At 73.2% G+C, this 2,718-nt stretch carries 3 protein-coding genes; 2 read left to right on the top strand and 1 reads right to left on the bottom strand.

Features of this window, described 5'->3' with window-relative positions; all coding sequences use genetic code 11:
• On the top strand, positions 1-567 hold a 567-nt coding region (locus ABT130_RS47370; protein ID WP_350966464.1), incomplete at its 5' end, for a GNAT family N-acetyltransferase.
• 47 nt (positions 568-614) lie between these two features.
• Here the strand turns inward: ABT130_RS47370 and ABT130_RS47365 are convergent.
• A complete protein-coding gene (locus ABT130_RS47365; protein ID WP_350966463.1) occupies positions 615-1,139 on the bottom strand; it encodes a hypothetical protein in 525 nt (174 codons plus the stop codon).
• Positions 1,140-1,268: 129 nt separating this feature from the next.
• Here ABT130_RS47365 and ABT130_RS47360 point away from each other — a divergent pair, with 129 nt between their 5' ends.
• Positions 1,269-2,468: a hypothetical protein gene (locus ABT130_RS47360; protein WP_350966462.1), complete on the top strand. Its 1,200-nt coding sequence runs from the start codon at positions 1,269-1,271 to the stop codon at positions 2,466-2,468.
• The last annotated feature ends 250 nt before the right edge of the window (positions 2,469-2,718 follow it).

Here is a 2,718-nt window from a genome sequence, read left to right as displayed (position 1 = left end):
GCCCACCGGGCGGCCGGTGCGGCGGGCGCCGCGCGTCATGAGATCCGGCTCGTCCGCGCCGGCCAGGTACGGCCGTTCCTTCCAGCCGTGGCCGACGTGGGCGGGCAGGTGTTCACCCGGCCGCCATGGTGTGAGCCGTACCCGTCGGCGCGCGGGGTCGCGGCCCGCCTGCTGGCCGACAGCCACCGACTGGGGTTCGCCCTCGCCATCGCCGTGGACGGCGACGGCGAGGACGAGGTGTGCGGCTTCGCCTACGGGGTGAGCTGCTCACGGCTGGCGACCCTGACCTGCGGGCAGCCCCACGACGACTTCACCCTCCGCGAGCTGGGCGTGCTCCCGCACTGCCGCGGCCGTGGCCTCGGGGCCGCCCTCCACGACAGCGTCCTCGCCATGAAAGGTGATGGACCGGCGTGGCTCACCACCCACTCGGCCGCGACCACGGCGCTGGGCCTGTACCGCAGGCGGGGGTGGCGGTCGGTCATGCTGCACGAGCAGGCCGGCGCGACCCGCCTGATCATGCGCAGACCGCCGTCCTGGCCCGCCTCGCACCGCGAGGGCAGAACCTGATCAGGCCCGTAGCCGATCTCCGTCAGCCGCTTCCGCAAGACCGGTTCTCAGTGCCGGCGGGGGTCGAGCCTCCCGGCGACGGCGAGCGGCAGGCCGTCGAGCCCGGAGCCGTCGGGCCCAAGGACTTCCAGCCCGGCGGCCAGAGCCGGGTCACGGCGGAGAGTCTCACCCACGACCGGGTCGGTCAGCAGGAGGAAGGACAGGTGCCGCAGGGCGTGGGCGACCACGTTCTCGACCTGGAGGCGCTCGGGCGACGGTGTCGAGGGGGAGGATCCTCTGGCGATCCGGAGATCCGCCGGTGCGACCGCCGGGAGGTGGGGTGCGGGATCGGGGCAGACGGCGTAGGTCAGCACGACCTGGCCTTCGGGCTGGTAGCGCCAGCTGGTGGAGTGCACCACCGTGGCCGTCGCCTCGGCGGTGAGGCCGCAGGCGCGGCGGACCGCCTGATCCGGGCTCTCGCCCCTGGCCAGCGACGTCACCTGGCGCCGGTAGTGCCATGTACCCGCCGAATCGGCCCGCAGCAACAGGATCTCCACCGATACCGGCACGAGGTGGTCGAGCCGCTCGTTCACATGATGTCCCGTCGTCCGGCGCACTGTTGCATTAATTATGCAACAGCATTTTTCCGGCAGTAATGGTCATTGCCGCCGGAGCCTTTCTGTGCGTAGTTTGGCGCGGGGCGATAGAGAGGTGGGGGCTCGATGCCGGGTCGGCCTGGGGTGCTGGTGCTCATGGGGTCGGGCGAGACGAGCCCGACGATGGTCGAGGTGCATCGCTCCGTCGTTCACCGGCTGGGTGCCGCGCCGCGGGCGGTGCTGCTCGACACCCCGTACGCGTTCCAGGAGAACGCCGCGGACATCTCCGCGCGGGCCCGGGGATACTTCGCCCGCAGCGTCGGCCTGGCGGTCGAGGTCGGTGGCGAGGTCGGCGGGGCCGACTGGGTGTTCTGCGGGCCGGGCAGTCCCACCTTCGCCCTCGACCGGTGGACGCGGACACCGGTGGGCGGCGACCTGCGTGCTCGCGTCCGGGCACGGGAGGGGGCGACGGTGCTGGCCTCCGCCGCGGCCTGCACGGCGGGCGTGGCGACGGTGCCGGTGTACGAGATCTACAAGGTGGGCGCCGAACCCCACTGGCGCCCGGGCCTGGACCTGCTGGGTAACCTCGATCTTCAGGTGGCGGTCATCCCGCACTACGACAACACCGAAGGCGGCACCCACGACACCCGCTACTGCTACCTCGGTGAGCGGCGGCTGGCCCGGATGGAACCCGAGCTGCCGCCGGGTGCCGCCGTCCTGGGCATCGACGAGCACACCGCGCTGATCGTCGACCTGGGCACCGAGGAGGTGCTGGTGGCCGGCCGGGGCCGCGTGACGATCCGACGGCCCGGTTCTCAGGCGGTCCTGCCCGCAGGCACCGGCACGGACCTGGACGAGATCCGCCGCCTGGCCCGGGGCGAGACGGCGGCGGCCGCCGTGACGCCGCAGGTCACCTCACCGGCTCCCCGCCAGATCACCCTGGAGGAGGTGACCCGCTCATGCGAGGAGCGCTTCGCCGCCGCGCTGGCCGAGCATGACGCCGACGGCGCGACCCGGGCCGTGCTCGACCTGGAAGCCGAGGTCACCCGCTGGGGCGCCGACACCGAGGAGGACGAGGGCGGGGTCGAGCACGCCCGGGACAGCCTGCGGCTGTTGATCGCGAAGCTGGGCGCGATGGCACGGACCCCGAACTCGCGAGGCGGGGTCGGCTGCCTGGTCGAAGCCGTGCTCGCGCTCCGCGGCGAGCTGCGCCGGCAGGAGCGCTACGACCTCGCGGACGCGCTGCGCGCCGCGCTGCTCAACGGCGGAGTGCTGGTCGAGGACACGCCGGGCGGTCCCCGCTGGACCTCCACCGCGACACGCTGACAGCCGTAGGGGGGTGACCGCCATCGCCTCCCGCCATTCGTGGAACTCGGGTGCACCGGAGGAGTGGCCTTCACCACCCCGAAGGCCGCCGGCGTGATGCCCGAAGGGGCACCACGCGCTGCACGAGGAGATGATCGGGACGGTTCCCCGCCGGAGCCGGCCGAGCGCTCACGACACGCTCTCTCCGGTGCTCCGTCAGGCGGTGCTGTCGTCAGCCGGTTGCGCGGGAGGAGGCGGAGGCCACGGAACC

The sequence above is a fragment of the Streptosporangium sp. NPDC001681 genome (genome assembly GCF_040298085.1).
Classification (GTDB): domain Bacteria; phylum Actinomycetota; class Actinomycetes; order Streptosporangiales; family Streptosporangiaceae; genus Streptosporangium.
This window is presented reverse-complemented; position numbering and strand designations above follow the sequence as displayed.